Annotated in this window: 14 protein-coding genes; 11 read left to right on the top strand and 3 right to left on the bottom strand. The window is 40.8% G+C overall.

Annotation, left to right across the window (positions count from 1 at the left end):
- Positions 1 to 14 precede the first annotated feature (14 nt).
- From VXS03_RS10415 to VXS03_RS10395, 5 genes are all read left to right on the top strand, one after another.
- Positions 15 to 1,424 (top strand): FAD-dependent oxidoreductase, encoded by a 1,410-nt coding sequence (locus VXS03_RS10415; RefSeq protein ID WP_327763647.1) that lies wholly within the window; start codon positions 15 to 17, stop codon positions 1,422 to 1,424.
- Positions 1,425 to 1,598: 174 nt separating this feature from the next.
- Positions 1,599 to 2,297 (top strand): 5'-methylthioadenosine/S-adenosylhomocysteine nucleosidase, encoded by a 699-nt coding sequence (gene mtnN, locus VXS03_RS10410; RefSeq protein WP_327763646.1) that lies wholly within the window; start codon positions 1,599 to 1,601, stop codon positions 2,295 to 2,297.
- Between the two features lie 28 nt (positions 2,298 to 2,325).
- A complete protein-coding gene (locus tag VXS03_RS10405; protein WP_327763645.1) occupies positions 2,326 to 3,288 on the top strand; it encodes a cobalamin biosynthesis family protein in 963 nt (320 codons plus the stop codon).
- A complete protein-coding gene (gene btuF, locus VXS03_RS10400) occupies positions 3,288 to 4,124 on the top strand; it encodes a vitamin B12 ABC transporter substrate-binding protein BtuF (RefSeq protein WP_327763644.1) in 837 nt (278 codons plus the stop codon). The genes VXS03_RS10405 and btuF overlap by 1 nt, the downstream gene beginning before the upstream one ends.
- A gap of 124 nt (positions 4,125 to 4,248) precedes the next feature.
- Entirely contained in the window at positions 4,249 to 4,860 is a 612-nt protein-coding gene (locus VXS03_RS10395) for a trimeric intracellular cation channel family protein (RefSeq protein WP_327763643.1), read from the top strand.
- Positions 4,861 to 4,988: 128 nt separating this feature from the next.
- On the opposite strand, the gene VXS03_RS10390 is transcribed toward VXS03_RS10395, so the two are convergent.
- The gene (locus VXS03_RS10390) at positions 4,989 to 5,609 is read right to left on the bottom strand and encodes a DedA family protein (protein WP_327763641.1); all 621 of its coding nucleotides are present in this window, start codon (positions 5,607 to 5,609) and stop codon (positions 4,989 to 4,991) included.
- A gap of 305 nt (positions 5,610 to 5,914) precedes the next feature.
- On the opposite strand from VXS03_RS10390, the gene VXS03_RS10385 reads away from it, so the two are divergent.
- Positions 5,915 to 7,228 (top strand): peptidoglycan DD-metalloendopeptidase family protein, encoded by a 1,314-nt coding sequence (locus VXS03_RS10385; protein ID WP_327763640.1) that lies wholly within the window; start codon positions 5,915 to 5,917, stop codon positions 7,226 to 7,228.
- Positions 7,229 to 7,307: 79 nt separating this feature from the next.
- Here the strand turns inward: VXS03_RS10385 and erpA are convergent, their stop codons facing one another.
- Complete coding sequence (erpA, locus tag VXS03_RS10380; protein WP_045036017.1) at positions 7,308 to 7,649, bottom strand: iron-sulfur cluster insertion protein ErpA; 342 nt, start codon at positions 7,647 to 7,649, stop codon at positions 7,308 to 7,310.
- Between the two features lie 62 nt (positions 7,650 to 7,711).
- Positions 7,712 to 9,100, bottom strand: a complete 1,389-nt coding sequence (clcA, locus tag VXS03_RS10375; protein ID WP_442957443.1) for a H(+)/Cl(-) exchange transporter ClcA — start codon at positions 9,098 to 9,100, stop codon at positions 7,712 to 7,714.
- Between the two features lie 346 nt (positions 9,101 to 9,446).
- Here clcA and hemL point away from each other — a divergent pair, with 346 nt between their 5' ends.
- The 5 genes from hemL to VXS03_RS10350 all read left to right on the top strand — a co-directional run bounded on the left by hemL (position 9,447) and on the right by VXS03_RS10350 (position 19,464).
- Positions 9,447 to 10,751 (top strand): glutamate-1-semialdehyde 2,1-aminomutase, encoded by a 1,305-nt coding sequence (hemL, locus tag VXS03_RS10370; RefSeq protein WP_327763637.1) that lies wholly within the window; start codon positions 9,447 to 9,449, stop codon positions 10,749 to 10,751.
- A 382-nt stretch (positions 10,752 to 11,133) separates the two neighbouring features.
- Positions 11,134 to 12,219, top strand: coding sequence for an AI-2E family transporter (locus VXS03_RS10365; protein ID WP_327763635.1), 1,086 nt, complete (start codon positions 11,134 to 11,136; stop codon positions 12,217 to 12,219).
- A 156-nt stretch (positions 12,220 to 12,375) separates the two neighbouring features.
- A complete protein-coding gene (gene rsmC, locus VXS03_RS10360; protein ID WP_327763634.1) occupies positions 12,376 to 13,395 on the top strand; it encodes a 16S rRNA (guanine(1207)-N(2))-methyltransferase RsmC in 1,020 nt (339 codons plus the stop codon).
- A 270-nt stretch (positions 13,396 to 13,665) separates the two neighbouring features.
- Complete coding sequence (locus VXS03_RS10355) at positions 13,666 to 17,043, top strand: response regulator (RefSeq protein WP_327763633.1); 3,378 nt, start codon at positions 13,666 to 13,668, stop codon at positions 17,041 to 17,043.
- 744 nt (positions 17,044 to 17,787) lie between these two features.
- Positions 17,788 to 19,464, top strand: a complete 1,677-nt coding sequence (locus VXS03_RS10350) for an ABC transporter substrate-binding protein (RefSeq protein WP_297474507.1) — start codon at positions 17,788 to 17,790, stop codon at positions 19,462 to 19,464.
- Positions 19,465 to 19,499: the final 35 nt, after the last annotated feature.

Here is a 19,499-nt window from a genome sequence, read left to right as displayed (position 1 = left end):
GGGAGGGAAACCAAATGAGCCAGAATGTTTACCAATTTATTGATGTCGAGCGTATCGACCCACCTAAAAAAGCAATTCAAATTCGAAAAATCGAGTTTGTCGAAATTTATGAACCCTTTACCGAGCAGCAAGCAGGGGCACAAGCAGACCGTTGCCTTGATTGTGGTAACCCTTATTGTGAGTGGAAATGCCCCGTACATAATTACATTCCACAATGGTTAAAGCTTGCCAATGAAGGCCGAATTATTGAAGCGGTCGAGTTATCTCACCAAACTAATACTCTGCCAGAAGTCTGCGGGCGCGTTTGTCCTCAAGATCGATTATGTGAAGGGGCATGTACCCTTAATGACGATTTTGGTGCGGTCACTATTGGCAATGTTGAAAAATACATTACAGATAAGGCGTTTGAAATGGGGTGGAAACCCGATATGTCAGGCGTTGAACTAACAGATAAAAAAGTCGCCATCATTGGTGCCGGTCCAGCAGGACTATCATGTGCTGATGTTCTAGTACGTAACGGCGTAAAACCGGTGGTATTTGATCGCTACCCTGAAATTGGCGGCTTACTGACGTTTGGTATTCCTTCGTTCAAATTAGAAAAAGATATTATGGTCAATCGCCGTCGTGTCTTTACTGAAATGGGGGTTGATTTCCAACTTAATACTGAAGTCGGTAAAGATATCAGCATTGACACCCTACTCGCTGATTATGATGCGGTTTTCTTAGGGGTCGGTACCTATAAAAATATGCGTGCTGGGCTTGAAAATGAAGATGCTAATGGTGTTTACGACGCACTGCCATTCTTAGTATCTAATACTTATAGAGTAATGGAACTTAACCAATCACAGCCTTTTATTGATATGCAAGGCAAGCGAGTTGTCGTTCTTGGTGGTGGTGATACCGCAATGGATTGTGTCCGTACCTCAATTCGCCAAGGCGCTAATAACGTTATCTGCGCTTACCGCCGTGACGAAGCCAATATGCCAGGCTCCAAACGTGAAGTGAAAAATGCACGAGAGGAAGGGGTTAACTTTATGTTTAACCTGCAACCATTAGGCATTGAGGTCAATAGTTCAGGTAACGTGGTTGGCGTTAAAGTCGTCAAAACTGCCTTAGGTGACGCTGATGCTGCGGGTCGTCGACGCCCTGAACCCATTGCCGACAGTGAACATGTCTTAGCGGCTGATGCGGTGATTATGGCATTTGGTTTTCAACCACACGCCATGCCTTGGCTCTCGCCTTATGATGTCGAGCTCGATCAATGGGGCCGAATTAAAGCCGCTAACACTGAGTTTGCTTTTCAAACCTCAAACCCTAAAATCTTTGCTGGCGGTGACGCGGTACGTGGTTCTGATTTGGTGGTCACCGCTATTGATGAAGGCCGAAAAGCCGCTGATGGTATTCTCGATTATTTGAATCTATAACCAATCACACGACTAAATACGCGTAATTAATGCCGCAGTTGTGTATACAGCTGCGGTGTATTTAGCGCGATTACGGTGTTTAGACGAGAGTTTTGGAATAATGATTATGGCTCATGCTACAATCTTAGCCATATCAGCACGGCAAGTGCACCCCATCAAAAAGAGATACCATTCATGAAAATCGGCATTATTGGCGCGATGGAACAAGAAGTTGCCATCCTTAAAGATCAACTTACCGACTGCGAAACACATAATAAAGCAGGTTGTACTATCTATACAGGTAAACTAAACGGCGCGAATGTTGCTCTACTACAATCAGGAATTGGTAAAGTATCTGCAGCAGTAGGTACAGCTGTTTTACTTGAAACCTTTAAGCCTGATGTCGTGATCAATACTGGTTCTGCTGGCGGTTTTGAATCAAGCTTAAACGTCGGTGATGTAGTTATTTCAACTGAAGTACGTTACCACGACGCCGATGTAACAGCATTTGGTTACGAAATGGGTCAAATGGCACAACAACCAGCTGCATTCCTGTCTGATGAAAAATTAATGTCTGTTGCAGAGCAAGCACTGGCTGCATTACCACAACCACCACACGCTGTTCGTGGTTTGATTTGTACTGGTGATGCATTTGTATGTACAGCTGAAAAGCAAAATTTTATCCGTACTCATTTCCCAACGGTGGTTGCAGTTGAAATGGAAGCCGCTGCTATTGCGCAAGCGTGTCATCAATTTAAAGTACCATTTGTGGTTGTACGCGCAATTTCTGATGTTGCTGACAAAGAATCACCAATGAGCTTTGATGAGTTCCTGCCACTTGCAGCACAGAGTTCTTCTGTAATGGTTGCTAAAATGGTTGAATTACTAAACTAATCTACCTTAAATGAGATGATAACTTCTGATGACAACCTCGGCATTTATCGCCTCATTTGCAACCAATAGCTCCCTACTGGCTTTGTGGGGAGCATTATTATTACATTGGTTATTACCCATCCCCTATCCTATGCACCCGTTGCGTATCTGGCACCGTTTAGCCTTATTAATTGCAGCACGGGTCAACCATTCTCATGATAATTACGCTCAGCGATTATTAGCGGGTTATCTAGCTTGGGCGTTAATGTGGCTTACCGCGGTGGTGTTATTATTCGCGACCAGCCAATTAGTGTGGTATCCCACGTTATTTCAATTAACATTATTATGGCTAGCCCTAGATTGGCAACATACCAGCCAACTTAGTCATCAATTTAATCATGCTTATAGCCACAACGATAAAGATCAATGCCGCCAATTGCTCGCCCCTCATCTTAATCGAAATACCACTGTATTATCTCTGCTTGGTTTAGGCAAAGCTGGCGCTGAAACGATTATTTTAAGCTACGGCAGGCATGTGGTTGGAGTGCTATTTTGGTATGCGATCGGTGGCGGTATTGCGGCTATTTTATATCGATTAGCTATTGCTCTTGCACGTGCATGGTCACCGACACGTACTCAGTATGCAGTGTTTGGATATCCCGCCATTCGTCTTGCAGCAATACTGGATATTTTACCACTACGATTATTTGCTTTGTTATTGAGTGTGGGCCGCAATAGCCGTGTAGCGTTACAAGGATTACGGCAACAAGGTGAAAACTGGCATTTACCCGGTCCCGGTTGGCTATTAGTGGTTACAGGTTACAAGCTCGCCTTATCTCTCGGAGGCCCTGCTATTTACAATAATAGTAAAATGGAACGACCTCGTCTTGGTGGCAAAATCACACCAGCGGCGCTACACATAGCACAAATACAACAACTCATCACTCAACGCCTGTATGTGTGGGTCGTAATTGAAAGCTTATTGTTATACTTTTGGGGTGGAATTTTATAGTGCGTTTTTTATGTCTACTTATATTGGTTATCAGTACCATTACACCGAGTGTTGCGGCAACGTTAGCCCAACAAACTCAACGGATTATTAGCTTATCACCACATACCACTGAAATGGCTTACGCAGCAGGATTAGGAAATAAACTTATAGCAGCCAGTGCTTACAGTGACTATCCTCCCGCAGCTGAAAAATTAGAGCGCGTCGCAAATTACCGTGGTCTTAAAATGGAACGTATTTTAGCGTTAAAGCCTGATTTAATTTTAGCGTGGCAAGGAGGAAACCCTAGTCGAGAATTAGCACGATTAGCACAGCTGGGAATTAAAATACTCTATTCCAACCCCAAAACATTGACAGATATTCCCAAAACTTTAGAACAACTGGGGCAATATGCTGATTCTCCACAGCCAGCACAACAAGCTGCAGCTGAATTTAGACACCAATTACAGCGACTGCAACGAGCCAATAATAATAAACCCAAAGTACGCTATTTTTATCAATTAGGTTCAACGCCGTTAATGACCGTTGCCGATAGTGGCTGGCCAAGTCAAATTTTTCAATTTTGTGGTGGCGACAATGTGTTTGCAAATAGTCGTGCCGCCTACCCACAAGTCAATCAAGAACAAGTAGTCGTGCGTCAACCTCAAGTCATATTTAGTACTCAACCCGTCGCTGACGCTCAACAATTATGGACACAATGGCAACATCAATTGGTTGCAGTTAAACAACACCATATTTATCAGCTAAATAGTAATTGGCTAAATAGACCAACACCGCGAGCTTTACTTGCAATAAAACAAGTCTGCGCTCTACTTAACCAAGTGCGAGGCGATCACTAATCACACTATTGCGATAAACCCTGTGAATAATCTCACAAAGCATTTCATTACTGTTGTTCCTGATGAATTTATTCGTACAATCTCTGCCGCTTAACTCAACTTCATTATTCTTGTAGGTACAGAGATGCTCATTTATTTTCTCGATATGTTTGGTACTGCCATTTTTGCTGCATCAGGTGTACTTATGGCTGGACGATTACGCATGGACCCCTTTGGCGTTGTGGTGCTTGCAAGTGTAACGGCTATTGGTGGCGGCACTATTCGAGATATGGCATTAGGGGCAACACCTGTTTTTTGGATTCATGACACCAACTATTTATGGGTGATTTTTATTACCTGCATTATTACCATGCTCGCTTCTCAACGCCCACGTAAAATGCCATGGTATTTTCTACCTGTCGCCGATGCTATCGGCCTTGCGGTATTCGTTGCTATTGGTGTTGAGAAATCATTACGTTATGGTGCATCACCACTAGTCGCGGTTATTATGGGTGTGATCACAGGATGTGGCGGTGGCGTTATTCGAGATGTTTTAGGTCGTGAAGTTCCGATGATTTTTAGAACGGAAGTTTATGCCACTGCTTGTATTATCGGCGGAACAATCCATACCTTAAGTTTATCTCTCGGTGTCTTACCATCGATGGCTGCGATTATGGGCATTATTACCACCCTCTCAATTCGCTTAGCCGCTATTCGTTGGAATCTATCTTTACCTACTTTTGCTTTGCGTAATTAACCTAACGTAATGACACCACTGATAATAAAAAACCGCCATTATGTAACATGACGGTTTTTTTATATCTTTTGTTTATCATTTATTAAACATAGCGTTATTGTTTAGTCATCATGATGTTGAGATAACAACTATTCTTCAATAACAACTCGACTACGTTGAAAACGACGGTAAACCAGCCAGACAATAGCAATAACGATAATCGCAGCAACAATCCAACATTGAGTTTGATATTTATGATAAAACGCCAAAATAGGTGCGACTTCATCACGCAAATATGCCGGAGCAATGCCAAATACAAGTAACCACACCGTCACCGCGAGAAAGTTACCAGCAAAAAACAATTTTGCGGGCATAGCTGCAATACCACAGCCAATACACATAAATTGCTTAATACCTTCCACAAAACGGCTAATAATCAGTCCTAACATGCCATAACGATCAATAAAACCGTGTAGTTTGGTTAATGTTTTAGGCTTGATCCATTGCTTTCGAGTTACCACATGTCCAAATTGACGCCCAATAAAATAACCGATGCTATTACCAATAAAACTGGCACTCCAGCCAACCATCAATACCGCTGGTAATGACATTTTTCCTGATGCCGCTAATAAGCTTGCCACGATCAGTAATGACTGCCCTGGCGCGGGAATCCCCATTCCTTCAACCGCAATTGCTAGCGCTAAAATATAATAGCCATATTGCTGCAGCAATGGCGTGAGTTCAGTAATAATATGTTGAATCGATTCCATGGCTAGTCTATGTCAGAAAAAAGAATTTTAATTTGTGATGATAGACCGAATTTAACAGAGACTCTAACGATCAAAGCTAAAAATTAAGCTTACCAAAATGAACTCATTTAGAAAAAATAGCTCTCAGTAGATAAGAATAGGTTTTACAACAGCATCAAAACCGACTTTCACTGTGTTGTAAAAATAGTCATTGTTGACAGCTTCGACAAATTTTATAAAAACAATATTGAATATTTGGTCTTCAATAGCACCTTATATTGAAAATCGTTAAACTCAATATTATTTATTTTTTATTTAGTACCATCATGAATGGAAGCTCATTACCTCGTATGCCAAGAATAAATAAAATACTGATAGGGATAATCAGTAGTGCGGTTATTGCGCTTATTATGGCGCCTGAAATTTATGCAGAGCCCCCTGCAAACACTGAATTTAAATATCAAATAGGTCAACACTATCCTTTAGTTTTATCTCAAACCTCAGCCATTGCGACTGAACAGTTACCACATTCAGCGTTAGTATGGAAAACCCACACCATCAAAAATGGTGAAAGTTTAGCCGTTGCATTTGATAGCGTCGGTTTGGGCAGCGGGCTGTTACATAAAATAATCACAACCAGTAATAAAACAAAAAAACTGACGTCATTGCGTCCAGGGGATAATTTAAATTTTGGTTTTGATGATACGGGTAAATTAATGGAATTACACCAACCATTAACCAACCTTGAAACCTTAGTCGTCAAACGTAATTCAAATAACAATGATTTTACTGCCGCGATAACGAAACAACAGATAGAAACCCAAACCAACTATGCCCAAGCGACTATAGACTCTAGTTTCTGGAGTGCTGCGGATAAAGCCGGGTTAACAGCTAATCAAATCATGGAAATAGCTGCATTGTTTGGTTGGGATATCGACTTTGCACTGGATATTCGTACTGGTGATAAATTTGAAGTGCTATTTGAGCAACATTACCTCGATGGTAACCCAATAGATCACGGTAACATTCTCGCGGCTACATTTACTAATATGGGACAAACGTTTACTGCTGTTCGCCATCAAAACGGCAAATATTACGATAAAGATGGTCAAGCGATGCGAAAAGCTTTTCTACGTTCGCCGATCAACTTTCGGTATGTCAGCTCTAACTTTAATCCGCGTCGACTTCACCCAGTGACCAAACAGGTAAAAGCGCACCGTGGCACCGACTATGTTGCTCCGGTTGGGACTCCTATTTGGGCGGCAGGTGATGGTGTTGTTACCGAATCAAGTTATAACCAATTTAATGGTAACTATGTTTTTATTCGCCATAATGGCAACTATGTTACCAAGTACTTACACATGACAAAACGCATGGTTAAAAGTGGGCAACGTATTAAGCAAGGACAGACTATCGGCACTTTAGGTGGAACAGGACGAGTCACGGGGCCGCATTTGCACTATGAATTTTTAGTCAATGGTCAGCATCAAAATCCACGTACAGTCGATTTACCTCAGGCCTATTCTCTTTCAGGCTCGACACAAACCGCGTTTAAGCAACAAGCGGGGAATAAATTAGGGCTGGTCAAAAATTATAGCCACTTATTAGCTAAAAATGGCATTTTATTACCCCAAAGCTAATTTATGACCGTTATAACAGTGTGAAAAACAAAAAAGCCGTCAATAGACGGCTTTTTTATAATACAAATTAGTCACAGCATTAAACACTAAATGACGCACCACAACCACATGTTGTGGTGGCATTGGGGTTATTAACAAAGAAACGTGAACCTTCTAAACCCTCAGTGTAATCAACAACACCACCCACTAAATACTGTAAGCTCATTGGATCAACAACTAATGTTACGCCGTTGTTTTCAATGGTCATATCGCCATCATTGACTTTTTCATCAAACGTAAAGCCATATTGAAACCCACTACAACCACCACCTGTAATATATACACGTAGTTTTAATTCTGGGTTTTCTTCTTCAGCGATAAGCGTTTTCACTTTATTCGCAGCCACATCAGAAAAAGTCAGCGGCAAATTAACATCGCTCATTACAAAACCTCTCAAACACTTCCATTAATTAATGGTGATTATCCAATACCTGACTATTGTGTTCAAGTATTAGCCGTCTCAACTGGAGCATCATGTGGTGAATCGTGACCTAATTTTTCTTTTTTAATCGTACGATGCAGCAATTGGGAGTAAATCGGCTGGCCACCTAGCATTTGAGCCATCATAGTCGCACCTAGCGTTGTTACCACTAATGGCAAAATAAGGTGATAATTATTGGTCATCTCGATAACTAATAGAATACCAGTGATAGGCGCACGTACAGTTGCCGCAAATAACGCCCCCATACCAGCGATAGCAAATAGACCTGGTGCAATCCCTAAATGAGGATAAAGGTCGAGAGCTACGGTGCCAAAAAACGTACCAAATAAAGTACCTAATGCTAGCATCGGTGCAAAAATACCACCGGGAGCACCGGATCCAAAACATAATAATGTTGTTACAACACGAGCAAAGAATAACAGCAGTAGCATATTTAAACTATAGTCGCCATTAGTCGCCGGTGGAATAAGGAAAACGCCGCCGCCAGTAAGCTCTGGGAAATAAAGTAATAATAAGCCGAAACAGCCACCTAATAAGCCCCCCGTAATTAAATAACGAGTGCGATTATTATGGTGAATAGTGACAAACCAATCTAATGTGAAAATAATTAAACGGTTAAAAACCACCCCAAAGCCACCAAATAGTAACCCTAGAACTAAGAATAACCATAATGACGTTAGCGCCGGAGCATCGTATTGCGGCATCGTAATAACCGCGTTTTGGCCTGAAATAAAGCGAAACACGATTGTCGACATCATGGCTGAAATCATTACACATTTAACTGAAATCAAACTGTAACGAAATTGAGGTCGCATTTCCTCAATCACAAACATGATACCTGCCATTGGCGCATTAAATGCCGCAGCTAAACCACCAGCAGCACCAGCTGCAAGTAATGAGTGACGACCTTCTTTATCTTTTAAACGGAAAATATCTGAAATCATACGGCCGATATTACCGCCCATTTGTACAGTCGGGCCTTCACGTCCTAGCACCATACCTGAACCTAATGCCCCTAAGCCACCAAAGAACTTAACGGGAATAACTCGCCACCAACGTACAGGGCGCATTTCATCCATTGCACCTTCAATTTCAGGAATACCAGAGCCGCCAGCTTCAGGGGCAAAACGACATACAAGGAAATAACCAATAAAGGCTAAAATACCACTGACAAGAAATGCAGCTAACCACAATGGTAATACACTGGTAATTTCATCACGCAGCCAAACTGTCCGTTGTTCACTCACCCATCGCACACCAATTTCAAATAGTGTACCGACCAAGCCAGCAAGCGTTCCGACTAAGGCCGAAAGAAATAGAACAGAAACAGGTGTTTTATCTTGGGTCAAAAAACGCCTAACCAAACCACTCGGTTGCAGGTGGAAAGGCATATGAAGACCGCGCGATTTTTCAGTCATTAGAGAGCCGTATTATATAAAGATAACGCCATTACAGCGAGAGGATGAAGATAGAGTCAGTACTATAGCCTAATCCAATGTGGTTATGATTTACACTGCTAATGTTGAAAAATAGCTTTGCAACTGTGACTTGTTTCTCAAAATTCACGGGTTTTATTTTGAATTCGACGTCATTTAAAACAGTAAAATGACTCTATATTCAGCACTACTTTAGGTACAATAAGGCAATTTCACTCCCCACACTTCTCTTGCCTATTATTGATTAGGACAGATAATTCTGTGGATTGAATCACCGCCTTACTTTTTTATAGGATTTCACATGAGCAAAACGAACAAGTCAGCTGATTTATTTGCTAAAGCGCAACAAAAAATCCCAGGGGGTGTTAACTCACCAGTCCGTGCTTTTGCGGGGGTTGGTGGCACACCACTGTTTATTGAGCGTGCCGATGGCGCTTATATCTTTGATGCCGATGGTAATGCTTATATCGATTATGTTGGTTCATGGGGACCGATGATCTTAGGGCATAACCATGCTGCAATTCGTGACGCAGTTATTGATGCTGCACAGCAAGGCTTAAGCTTTGGCGCACCAACAGCAATGGAAATTACCATGGCTGAATTAGTATCAGAGCTCGTACCATCAATGGAAATGGTTCGTATGGTAAGTTCAGGTACTGAAGCGACCATGAGTGCTATTCGTCTAGCGCGTGGCTTTACTGGTCGTGATAAAATTCTGAAATTTGAAGGCTGTTACCACGGCCATGCTGATTGCCTATTAGTAAAAGCTGGCTCAGGCGCCTTAACGCTTGGTCAACCAAGCTCTCCGGGTGTTCCTGCAGACTTTGCTAAACACACTCTTACCGCAACTTATAACGACTTAAATTCAGTTCGTGAAGCATTTATTGCTCAACCAGATCAGATCGCTTGTATTATTGTTGAGCCCGTTGCTGGCAACATGAATTGTATTCCACCCGTACCTGGTTTCCTTGAAGGTCTTCGTGATATTTGTGATGAATTTGGTGCATTACTGATCCTTGATGAAGTCATGACGGGGTTCCGTGTTTCACAAGGTGGTGCACAAGGTTATTACAACATCAAACCTGATATCACAACGCTAGGTAAAATTATTGGTGGTGGTATGCCTGTGGGTGCCTTTGGTGGGCGTCGTGATGTGATGGAATTTGTCGCGCCGACTGGCCCTGTATATCAAGCGGGTACGCTATCTGGTAACCCAGTAGCTATGGCGGCAGGTCATGCTTGCTTAACCGTATTAACAGAAGACGGTAATGAAAAGCGCTTAGCAAAAACCACTCAGCGCTTAGCTACAGGTTTTAAAGCTTTAGCTGATAAACACGGTATTCCACTAGCAGTAAACCAAGTGGGTGCAATGTTTGGTTTCTTCTTTATCGATCAAGATACTGTTACTTGCTATGACGATGTGACTAAGTGTGATGTTGAACGCTTCAAACGCTTCTTTAACTTAATGCTAGAGAAAGGGGTGTACCTTGCTCCTTCAGCCTATGAGGCATGTTTTACCTCACTCGCACACAACACCAAAGAAATTGATGCAACATTAGAAGCGGCAGACTTTGCATTTGCCACTCTGGCTGCAGAAGCAAAATAGCATCGTTGTAAAATAAATGCGTTAATGTTATTAAAAACATTATTTTATTAATGCTATTATGAAAAAAGGTCACCGTGGTGGCCTTTTTTTATGACGTGTGTTTATCATTACGTCGATCATACGCAGCCAATAAATTATGATGAATATTGGTAACTATTTATTGCCAAAAATAAACGGCAAGTCCCGCAACAAGTACTAAAATAATTAGTGCTAACGGTGGCTTACGCTTTTTTTTGTCATCACAACCACAATTACAACATCCCATAAGCTATCTCCTTGGTAAGGGCTATAATCATCAAGCAACGGTGATGATTATAATGATAATCCTTATCATTTATAGTGAAAATAGCTTTTATTGGTCGATTTAATAAGGATACATATCGTGCCTCAACCTTTTAAGGTAGAACCTCGCCACTGGATGCTAATAGTGGCACTCTTTGTCGCTTCTTTCGCAAGTTATAAATTAATCGAACCCTACCTTGGTCCGATTGTATTAGCATTTATCATCTCATTATTGTTCACGCCTATGCATAAGCGCTTACTTGCCAAAATGCCGACACGTGAAAATACAGCGGCAATGCTGTCATGCTTTATTATGACAGTCATTATCGTTATTCCTTTGTTAGTCGTATTTTCATCGATTGTGCATCAAGGCACCACCGTATCAAAAGAAAGCTACACTTGGCTAACAACGGGAGGGCCCAAAGAACTCTTTGCTCATCCTCTTGCCCAAAAAACATTGGCTTTAATTGATAAATACTCGCCATTCCATGATTTTGATCCCCAAGTTATCATTCAAAAAATTGCCACAACCGCTTCTCAAGTCGGTTCTCAAGCACTGAATATCAGTGCACGTATTCTAGGCGATGCGACCAGTATTTTAGTCAACTTTATGATGATGCTGTTTGTACTTTTCTTCCTTCTTCGTGATAACGACAAAATGATTGCCGCGATCCGTCACGTGATTCCACTGTCTCGCAGTCAAGAAGATGCAATCATGGAAGAAGTTGAACAAGTAGCAAAATCTGCGGTACTTGGATCATTTTTGACCGCATTAGCACAAGGTGTTGCCGGTGGTTTTGCAATGTGGTTATGTGGCTTTCAAGGCTTATTCTGGGGGTCTATGATGGCCTTTGCTTCATTAATTCCCGTTGTTGGTACTGCTTTAATCTGGATTCCAGCCTCATTGTATTTACTGTTGATCGGTGACTGGGAATGGTCATTGTTCCTTGCCGCTTGGGGCATCATTGTTGTCGGCTCTATCGATAACATCGTGCGTCCATTACTCATGCAAGGCAGCTCAAGTATGAACACCTTATTGATCTTCTTTTCAATTATTGGTGGTATTCAATTATTTGGCTTAATTGGCATGATTTACGGTCCAATTATTTTTGGCGTTACTTTAGTGTTGTTTAAAATGTATGAAGTTGAATTCCAATCATTCCTTAAACAACAAGATGATAATTAACCACTAATATCCTCTCATGACCTTGCCGTTATTATTGACAATAATAACGGCAACTTATGATTATACTTATTCTCTCTAGCAGCGACTTTCCATCTGCTACTATTTATGGAACAATCCGCGCTCCTGAACCATGATGTCTATTTTGAGGCCAGTTAAATGTCTTATTCCGCCGCGAGCCAAGTGGTTGCTCGTCAATCTGAATTTTTTGAAAACCGCAAAGTCCTTATTGCTGGTGAATTAAATGATACCTTTGCCTCAGAATTGCTCACAACAGCACAATCGGTAACAGTATTTACCACCAATTATGGTTACTTAGGTGACATTGAACACCATAAAGCCATTGACTGCCATTTTGGTACGGAACTTAACGCTGATCTCGATATTGATATGATTCTGCTTTATTGGCCAAAAGCCAAAGCTGAAGCTGACTATTTATTATCAATGTTATTGAGTAAGTTTGCCGCTGGCGTTGAAATTTGTATCGTCGGTGAAAACCGTTGTGGCGTTCGAAGTGCAGAGAAAATGTTTGCGCAATACGGCCCACTAACCAAATATGATTCAGCACGCCGTTGTAGCTTTTACTGGGGACGTTGTGATACTCCAGCCCCAGCATTTGACATCAATAAATGGTTCCGCAGTTACCCAATTAACATTGCCGGTGTTAGCCTTACCGTGCGCTCCCTACCTGGCGTCTTTAGCCATGGTGAATTTGATAAAGGCTCAGAACTTCTACTCAATAACTTACCCGCGCTTAACGGTAAAGTACTTGATTTTGGTTGTGGTGCGGGTGTTATTGGTGCCGTAATGAAAGCCAAGTACCCTCAAATTGACCTAGATCTGTGTGATATTAGTGCTTTAGCCATTGAGTCAGCGAAAGAAACTTTCAAGGTTAATCAACTAACCGCTAATTTTATAGCCACTGATGTTTATAAAAACATTATCGGTCCTTACCAATATTTAATCAGTAACCCGCCGTTCCATGCTGGTTTAAAAACATTTTATACCGCAACCGAAACCTTCATTAATCAAGCGCCGAGTTACCTAAATAATGGCGGGGAATTAGTGATTGTGGCGAACTGTTTTCTGCAATATCCACCTTTGATTGAAGCCACTCTTGGCCAGTGTGAGATCAGCTCCCACACCAATAAATTCAATGTCTATACGGCAAAAAAATAACATATCACAACTTTACACTTCATTTTTGAATTTTATAAAGGGCAGTCAATACTGCCCTTTTTTATGACGTTAATTTCGTTAATTTTGTGCTTTTTGACACGATTCTATTTCTAGTTACTTGATCCATAATAAAAACATAGTATAAACACGACAATTCATCACGTTGAGTTAAAACGATAAAGGACAATCGTTAAAATCTTGATGTTCATTTTAACGTGACTATTTTTGTCGTTAAAACCGTAAATTCCACCATCTTATTCAGGCACCGGAATGCAGAATACTAAACGCTTCAAACGTCTTCAGCACACACTTATGCTGGCATTTTTAGTGCTCAGTATCACCCCGTTGATATTGTCAGCCCTTTACTTTCTAAATTCTCACACTAAAGATTTAGCCGAGCAAAGTATCAGCCATCTGGCTTCGTTGCGTGATAATAAACAAAAACAATTACAAAGTTTCTTTGCCGCTAAAGAGTCCGAAGTAAAAAGCTTTGCTCGCTCTGAATTATCAAATAATAGTGGCGGAAGATTTTATGGTTTAGTCGGTGCATACCATCAACTTGGCAACATTGATTCCCAACTTGATGATCAAGGTCGCGCCCATTATTTTAATTCAACTCTTACCACTAAAAGTGATCAAACAGCCAATAGTAGCTATCTTGGGCATGAACGTTATCGTTTAATGTTTAAACGCTATAATGCTGTTTATAATGAATATCTAAAACGTTCCGATTTCAAAGATATTATGCTAGTTGATATCTCTGGTGATGTGGTTTATTCGGTTAAAAATCATAATCTTTTTGGGGTTAATCTCTTAGCAAAAAACACCACCCACACAGCCTTACAACATACCTTTAAGGCCATTAAAGAAAAAACCCAACAAAGCCCTAATAACCCAGAGCAAGTTCCAGTGGTTTTTACCGATTTTAGTGCTAATAGCCATAATAATGATACAACAGCTTGGTTTGCCGCACCGATTATCCAACAAGGCTACCTACATAGTTATGTCTTTATGGAGCTAAGTAATCAAAAGATCACTGAACTAATTCAAGACAATACTAAGCATATTCAAACCCTATTAGTCGGCAATGATCATAAATTACGCTTTGAAACTCAGGCTAAATTACCAATACAATTACAAAGTCAAAGTATCGATCAAGCACTTGCAGGTAAATCTGGTATTGGTAGCTTTATTAACTACGACAATATTCCAGTATTAAGCGCATTTTCGCCGCTAAATATATTAGATCACCATTGGGCGCTAGTAGTTGAGTTTCCTGAAAAAGAAGCCTTTGCTCGTATCTTTGAATTAGAAAAAATCTTTGTTGCAGCTATGGTTACCGCCATTATTTTAGTGATCATTACTTCACACTGGCTCTCAAATTCAATTACAGCACCATTATTACGCTTAACTTGGGCAGCAGAAAAAGCCTCTGGTGGTGATTTAGAGCAAAAAATTGATGGTACTGAACGCCGTGATGAAATTGGACGATTAGCGATCAGCTTTGCTCGTATGCAACGCTCAATTCGTGAAAAAATTGGGCTTATTCGCCAGCAAAATAAAGAGTTAGAACATAACCTAACTATTATTCGCCAACAGAATAATGAACTGCAAACCGCGGATAAAATGAAAGATGAATTCCTTGCTACCACCTCGCACGAATTACGAACGCCACTGCATGGCATGGTGGGTATTGCTGAATCGTTATTAGCGGGAGCCAATGGCGCATTACATCAATCACAACGCCGCCAATTAGAAATGATCATCAATAGTGGTCAACGCTTGACGACACTGGTTGATGATCTACTTGATTACCATAAGATGCGCTATGGTGATCTTGATATTAACTACCAAGCAGTTGATATGTCAGTAGCTATTCGACTAGTGCTGGAATTATCAAGCCATTTATTGGGCAATAAACCGATTCGAATTATAAACCAAATTCCAACAGATCTTCCCCTTGTTGATGCTGACGAGCAACGCCTTGAACAAGTGCTTTATAACTTAGTAGGTAATGCCATTAAATATACCTCTGAAGGTAAAATTATCTTATCAGCCACAATATTAGAGCACCAATTACGGATTCAAGTGGTTGATACAGGACAAGGTATTCCCAGCGAACAACTAGAGCATATTTTTGAACCACTAATTCAAGCCAACACCGGGGCTGCAAATTACCGTCAAGGCGCGGGGCTTGGATTATCGATTAGTCGTCAATTAATCGAACTTATGGGAGGAAGATTGTATGTCAGCAGCCAACAAATGGTGGGAACAACATTCAGCTTCACTCTTAATTTAGCCAATGCTAATCAAATTGCAGCAATGGCAGCGAACCCCAATAAAAATCATTTCAAAGCGCCATTACTCAATATGGCAAATTATGATGCTTCTGATTTACCAGAAAATCCAGATGGTGAATTATTACTGGTTGTCGATGATGAACCGGTTAATTTGCAAATACTCACTAATTTCTTACGTCTGGCGGGATACCGTGTTCAAACGGCGGAAAGTGGCCCTCAAGCGTTAGCATTGATCGCAGAACAACTGCCAGATTTAGTACTGCTTGATATTATGATGCCAGAAATGAGTGGTTATGAAGTGTGTAATAAATTACGTCAAACACATTCAATGCTAGTCCTGCCTATCATTATGTTATCAGCCCTTGGTCAAGTACAGGATCGCCTCAAAGGGTTTGAATGTGGCGCTAATGATTATTTAACTAAACCATTTAATAAAGAAGAACTTATAGCGAGAATTCGAGCTTATTTACAAGCAGGAAAAACTGAAATTGAGCGCCAGAAAAACCAAGCACTAGAACAGGAAATTCATCGCCGCGAACAAGTCGAAATTGGACTGATAGAAACCCAAAGCCGCTTACTTGGGCTACTAGACTCAACCAATGAGGCTATTATCTGTGTTCAACAACAAGGTCGAATCCGCTATGCCAACAGTGCGGCAGGCAAACTATTTAAACGCACGCCAGAGCTATTAGAACGTTATACTATTGACGATATTCTAGCGACGCCATTGCCAGCTGCTGTCGCTGATAATCATCATTTTAATGGCCATCTTAGCTATTACATTGGCGATCACAAACAGCAATTAATGACCGATGTTATCAACTTACCGATTGAGTCAGGGCTTAAACAAATGTTTGTCTTTGATAGTCAGGGACCATCGGCAGATCATCGTATTAATCTGCTTGAAAATGCCATTGATGTATTATCTGAATTTGCCTTTAATGGCGATAAAAATAACCTTCAACAACTGCGTGAATTGGGCGGAGAATTCACCCGTTTAGCCGATAAGTTAGGGGATGGCGAACACAATAAAACCGAAATAATTCGCCAACTATTAGTCGATGCGATGAAAGCAACGTTGGTGTTTTGGGAACAAGAATCACATAAAAGTAAATTTGAATTAGCTGAAGAAAGTGGTTTATGGCGAGTTTATTTAGACCGTAGTACGCTTCAAACGCGTACCTTAGATAAATATCTTCAACTTGAAACGTTACCCAAAACACCCCGTTGGCGAACTGTCATTAATACCATTGATTTTGTATTAGAACGTTGTCCACAATCTAATACCTATCGCCAAGAACTCGTCATTATGCGGGATAAGTTACATCATATCATTAGTCATAACTGACCTTAATTTATCGTCATAATAGCGTCCTAAAAGGCTCTCTCAGAGCCTTTTTATTATCTACATTATATCAACGACCATTCTCAGACGACTCAATAGCACAATGATATGATTCAAACTCCCCCTTTGTTGACACCATTATTCATGTCTTTGGTGTGCCACTATCACTTTTTTAATCTTTGAAATAATCCCGTTTGAAGGCCTATAAATGATCAAGGTCACACTATCATTAGTGGTCAAAATTAAATCATATTCATCAAAAAACGCCATTCTTCGGCGCTAAAAATAAATTCTTTTAGTTTATGAGAACCGAATCACAACAAACTAACAGCCAAAAATTTCCGTATAAAAATAAGAAAAAAAACCATATGCGTTACATCACACCACGTAAAATTAAAATTAAAAACCCATACTTAAAAAGGAATAAAAAAGTAGTAAGCACTAACATTAATAATGTAACAACGACTTTCATATGTGATACTAAGCACGCTATTTACTAAATGCTCAATCACGTAAAACAATGAAATTAACACTTTTGACGGCAACAATTGTTTTTTTGACGTTTTTGACGGGCGACCACATTGACGATTTAACCAATACAGCCAATATTGAAGCCACTGAGAACCTACAAGGCCATTCAATGGTTCAGCGTTACTCAGGTTCCAATGAAGTAGGTTTACAGCGCTCCAATGACGGAGCTAATTTTTATTTCCATTAGTGAAACAGAGCTAAGAGTAAGGAACAGCTATGCTTGCCAATATAAACAAAACTAAGTTAGCACTTGCAGTTGTTGCTGCAGCAACCGCTTTTACAGCACCCGTTGCTACTGCATCAGAAAAAAGCCAGCTAACAATCGTACCTGATTTCTACCCTACAATGGTGCGTAACTTTAACCCGTTTTTAGCAACAAACCTTCGCACAACAACTGAGTTCGTTTATGAGCCATTGGTAATCTTTAACCAAATGCAAGGTAACGAGCCTGTTATGCGTTTGGCGAAAGACTACTACATGTCTGACGACCTAATGAAGGTAACATTTGAAATTCGTGATGGCGTAAAATGGTCTGATGGTAAAGCATTCACTGCAGGTGATGTTGTTTACTCTTTTGACTTAGTAAAAAACAAGCCAGAGCTAGATCAAATCGGTATCAACAAGTGGGTTAAATCAGTTAAGCAAGACGGTAACAAAGTTATCTTTGAACTAACTGCTGCAAACTCAAACGTTCCATTTGAAATTTCAAAAGTACCTGTTGTTCCTAAGCACATCTGGAGCAAAGTTAAGAACCCTACAACGTTCACTAACGAAAATCCTGTAGGTACTGGCCCATTTACTGAGATCGACACATTTACTCCTCAGCTTTATGTTCAATGTCGTAACCCTAACTACTGGGATAACGCGAACCTAGAAGTTGATTGTTTACGTGTTCCTCAAATTGCAAACAACGACCAACTACTAACTAAGATCATCAACTCTGAGCTAGATTGGACGTCATCATTCATTCCTGATATCGACAGCACTTATGCTGCAGCAAATCCAAACCACAAATACTGGTACCCTGCTGCTGGCACAATGTCATTCATGTTGAACTACAAATCGCCAAAAGCAGGTAACAACGAAGCAATCAACAATGTTGACTTCCGTCGTGCGTTCTCTATGGCAATTGACCGTCAAACTATCATCGACATCGCGTTCTACGGTGCTGGTACACCAAACGATTACGCTTCAGGTCTAGGTGATAGCTTCAAATCATGGTCTGACGAAGCTGTACATAATAAGTACAAAGCTTTCAACACATACAACATCAAAGGCGCTAAAGATCTTCTAGCTAAAGCTGGCTTTAAAGACCTTGATGGTGACGGATTTGTTGAGTCACCAAAAGGTGAGAAAATTGAGCTTGAAGTTCAATCACCAAATGGCTGGACTGACTTCAACAACACTGTACAACTAGGTGTTGAGCAGCTTCAAGAAGCGGGTATCAATGCGAAAGCACGTACTCCTGACTTTGCTGTATACAATGAATCAATGCTGAAAGGCACTTACGATGTAGCATTTACTAACTACTTCCACGGTGCAGATCCACACCTATACTGGGACAGTGCGTACAACTCACGTCTACAGAAAGGTGACGGTATGCCACGTTTCGCTATGCATTACTTCAAGAATGCACAGTTAGATTCGCTACTAGACAGCTTCTACAAAACGGCTGATAAGGGTGAGCAAATCAAGATTGCTCATAGCATTCAGAAAATCATTGCTGAGAACCAAGTAACAATTCCAGTAATCTCTGGTGCTAACAACTTCCAATACAATGAAGCTCGCTTCACTGGTTGGTGGAATGAGAAGAACCCTAAAGGTCGTCCAATGGTATGGGCTGGTGTTCAAGAGCGTTTACTTCAAGTTCTAGACCTAAAACCAAAAGCGTAATTTCTGCTTAAATTTGCGGTGCACGCCTTGTGCAC

This window comes from Photobacterium sp. S4TG1 (genome assembly GCF_036040035.1).
In the GTDB taxonomy this organism is placed as follows: Bacteria; Pseudomonadota; Gammaproteobacteria; order Enterobacterales; family Vibrionaceae; genus Photobacterium.
Note: the sequence above shows the minus strand (reverse complement) of the source record. Positions and strands in the feature narration are given on the sequence as shown.

Excerpts from the sequence above, each read along its gene's own strand:
- VXS03_RS10385 (WP_327763640.1), top strand. The coding sequence starts at position 5,915 with ATGAATGGAAGCTCATTACCTCGTATGCCAAGAATAAATAAAATACTG.
- VXS03_RS10395 (WP_327763643.1), top strand. The coding sequence starts at position 4,249 with ATGCTCATTTATTTTCTCGATATGTTTGGTACTGCCATTTTTGCTGCA.
- VXS03_RS10415 (WP_327763647.1), top strand. The coding sequence starts at position 15 with ATGAGCCAGAATGTTTACCAATTTATTGATGTCGAGCGTATCGACCCA.
- VXS03_RS10355 (WP_327763633.1), top strand. The coding sequence starts at position 13,666 with ATGCAGAATACTAAACGCTTCAAACGTCTTCAGCACACACTTATGCTG.
- hemL (WP_327763637.1), top strand. The coding sequence starts at position 9,447 with ATGAGCAAAACGAACAAGTCAGCTGATTTATTTGCTAAAGCGCAACAA.
- erpA (WP_045036017.1), bottom strand. The coding sequence starts at position 7,649 with ATGAGCGATGTTAATTTGCCGCTGACTTTTTCTGATGTGGCTGCGAAT.
- rsmC (WP_327763634.1), top strand. The coding sequence starts at position 12,376 with ATGTCTTATTCCGCCGCGAGCCAAGTGGTTGCTCGTCAATCTGAATTT.
- mtnN (WP_327763646.1), top strand. The coding sequence starts at position 1,599 with ATGAAAATCGGCATTATTGGCGCGATGGAACAAGAAGTTGCCATCCTT.
- clcA (WP_442957443.1), bottom strand. The coding sequence starts at position 9,100 with ATGCCTTTCCACCTGCAACCGAGTGGTTTGGTTAGGCGTTTTTTGACC.
- VXS03_RS10350 (WP_297474507.1), top strand. The coding sequence starts at position 17,788 with ATGCTTGCCAATATAAACAAAACTAAGTTAGCACTTGCAGTTGTTGCT.
- VXS03_RS10390 (WP_327763641.1), bottom strand. The coding sequence starts at position 5,609 with ATGGAATCGATTCAACATATTATTACTGAACTCACGCCATTGCTGCAG.
- VXS03_RS10405 (WP_327763645.1), top strand. The coding sequence starts at position 2,326 with ATGACAACCTCGGCATTTATCGCCTCATTTGCAACCAATAGCTCCCTA.